Genomic DNA, 3,207 nt, shown 5'->3' with positions numbered 1-3,207 from the left:
TGTTTGGCGCGCTTTTTTGTATTTGGTATTTTGTTTATCGTTAGAGATAGGGTTTTTTCTAGGTTTGGCGGTGACCTACTCTCCCACGTCTTAAGACGCAGTACCATCGGCGCTTCGGCGCTTAACGGTCGAGTTCGGAATGGGATCGCGTGTTTCGCTCGTGCTATGACCACCAAACCAAGGAAAAACCCTGTCTGCTTTATGCAGACAACACATCAAGTCCAAGCCAAGGACGTTATCCTTTGGCGTATGCTTTTGTCCTGAAGCGACGTTGGTCTGTCTACTACTGGATCAAATCAAGCCTATCGGGCAATTAGTACCGGTCAACTGAACGTGTCGCCACGCTTACATCTCCGGCCTATCGACGAGGTGGTCTACCTCGGCCCTCAGGGATACCTTGTTTTGAGGGGGGCTTCCCGCTTAGATGCCTTCAGCGGTTATCCTTTCCGATCATAGCTACCCAGCACTGCCATTGGCATGACAACTGGTCCACCAGTGGATCGTTCACCCCGGTCCTCTCGTACTAGGGGCAACTCCTCTCAAGTATCCTACACCCACGGCAGATAGGGACCGAACTGTCTCACGACGTTCTAAACCCAGCTCACGTACCTCTTTAAACGGCGAACAGCCGTACCCTTGGGACCTGCTCCAGCCCCAGGATGAGATGAGCCGACATCGAGGTGCCAAACGGTGCCGTCGATATGGACTCTTGGGCACCATCAGCCTGTTATCCCCGGCGTACCTTTTATCCGTTGAGCGATGGCCCTTCCACTCGGGACCACCGGATCACTATGGCCGTCTTTCGACTCTGCTCGACTTGTCAGTCTCGCAGTCAGGCTGGCTTCTGCCATTGCACTCAACGAGCGATTTCCGACCGCTCTGAGCCAACCTTCGCGCGCCTCCGTTACTCTTTAGGAGGCGACCGCCCCAGTCAAACTACCCGCCACACAGGGTCCCGGAACCGGATAACGGTCCGCGGTTAGACATCAAGCAGAACAAGGGTGGTATCTCAAGGATGGCTCCACAGAGACTGGCGTCCCTGCTTCGAAGCCTACCACCTATCCTGCACATGTTGTGCCTGATGCCAGTGTGAAGCTGTAGTAAAGGTGCACGGGGTCTTTCCGTCTAACCGCGGGAAGCCTGCATCTTGACAGGCAATTCAATTTCGCTGAGTCGATGTTGGAGACAGCGGGGAAGTCGTTACGCCATTCGTGCAGGTCGGAACTTACCCGACAAGGAATTTCGCTACCTTAGGACCGTTATAGTTACGGCCGCCGTTTACCTGGGCTTCAATTCGGAGCTTGCACTCCTCCTTTTAACCTTCAGGCACCGGGCAGGCGTCAGACCCTATACGTCGTCTTGCGACTTCGCAGAGCCCTGTGTTTTTAGTAAACAGTCGCCACCCCCTGGTTTGTGCCCCCGACCCTCTTGAGCCGGGCCTCCTTCTCGCGAACTTACGGAGGTATTTTGCCGAGTTCCTTCAACATCGTTCTCTCAAGCGCCTTGGTATTCTCTACCAGTCCACCTGTGTCGGTTTAGGGTACGGTCTGATGGAGGGCTATTTCCAGGAACTGTCTTGGATACGCTCCAATCCGATAAGGAACGCACGCCGCCACAATCCGTCACATCCTCCTGGCCCAGGAATATTAACCTGGTTCCCATCGACTACGCCTTTCGGCCTCGCCTTAGGGGCCGGCTTACCCTGCTCAGATTAGCTTTAAGCAGGAACCCTTGGACTTTCGGCGACAGGGTCTCTCACCCTGTTTGTCGCTACTCATGTCATCATTCTCGCTAGTGATCACTCCACCGGTTCGCTCACGCGCCGGCTTCTCAGTAAACACCTCGCCTCCAATGCATCCGAGGATGCTAAGGAGGCATGGTGTTTTATCACACTACGCTCCGCTACCACTGCATACGCAGTCCTAAGCTTCGGCTCATGGCTTGAGCCCCGTTACATCTTCGCCGCAGGACAACTTATTTAGACCAGTGAGCTGTTACGCTATCTTTAAAGGATGGCTGCTTCTAAGCCAACCTCCTGGTTGTTTTGGTCGTCCCACCTGCTTTCCCACTTAGCCATGAATTAGGGGCCTTAGCTGTAGGTCAGGGTTGTTTCCCTCTCCACGACGGGCGTTAGCACCCGCCGTGTGTCTGCCAAGTAGTACTCCCGGGTATTCGGAGTTTGGTTAGGATCAGTAAGTCTGTGGGACCCCATTACCCATCCAGTGCTCTACCCCCCGGGGTATTCGCTTGACGCTCTACCTAAATAGATTTCGCGGAGAACCAGCTATCTCCGAGTTTGATTGGCCTTTCACCCCTAGGCACAACTCATCCCGACCTTTTTCAACAGGTGTGGGTTCGGACCTCCAGCAAGTGTTACCTTGCCTTCATCCTGGTCATGCCTAGATCACTCGGTTTCGGGTCTGATCCCACGAACTCGACGCCCTATTAAGACTCGCTTTCGCTGCGCCTACACCTATCGGCTTAAGCTTGCTCGTGAGACCAAGTCGATGACCCATTATACAAAAGGTACGCCGTCAGATCTCGAGGATCCTCCGACTGCTTGTAGGCGTCCGGTTTCAGGTACTGTTTCACTCCCCTCGTCGGGGTGCTTTTCACCTTTCCCTCACGGTACTGGTTCGCTATCGGTCAGTAAGGAGTACTTAGCCTTCGGGGGTGGTCCCCCGATCTTCAGACAGGATTTCACGTGTCCCGCCCTACTTAATACGTATCTCAAAGCTTCCTGTACGGGGCTGTCACCCACTATGGCCAGACTTTCCAATCTGTTCCAGTCACTTATCGATCTCGGCTGGTCCCCGTTCGCTCGCCGCTACTAGGGGAGTCTCTATTGATGTCCTTTCCTCCGGGTACTTAGATGTTTCAGTTCCCCGGGTTTGCTCTTAAAACCCTATGTATTCAGGTCTTAAGTACCTGTTTCAGCCGACTATAAAACGCCCGAAGGCAATTATAATCAACTGTCAGGTGGGTTGCCCCATTCGGAGATCCAGGGGTTAAAGCCTATTACCGGCTAACCCTGGCTTATCGCAGGTTATCACGTCCTTCATCGCCTCTTACTGCCAAGGCATCCACCAAACGCCCTTCTCGCGCTTGATTTGATCCAGAAGAAGACAGGCCGTGCAGACCGTCAACTTCTCAAGGTGCACCCCTACCTAGCGGGGCACACGGACCAAAAGCATACTATCCCGCTCT

The 3,207-nt window shown here is 53.9% G+C and carries 2 rRNA genes; both read right to left on the bottom strand.

The features are described 5' to 3' along the window. Positions 1-62: 62 nt before the first annotated feature. A 5S ribosomal RNA gene (gene rrf / locus P1K30_RS23720) occupies positions 63-177 on the bottom strand. Positions 178-292: 115 nt separating this feature from the next. Beyond that, positions 293-3,111: ribosomal RNA gene (locus tag P1K30_RS23715) — 23S ribosomal RNA — on the bottom strand. Positions 3,112-3,207 lie beyond the last annotated feature (96 nt).

This window comes from Psychromarinibacter halotolerans, from assembly GCF_029168315.1.
In the GTDB taxonomy this organism is placed as follows: domain Bacteria; phylum Pseudomonadota; class Alphaproteobacteria; order Rhodobacterales; family Rhodobacteraceae; genus Psychromarinibacter; species Psychromarinibacter halotolerans.
Note: the sequence above shows the minus strand (reverse complement) of the source record. Positions and strands in the feature narration are given on the sequence as shown.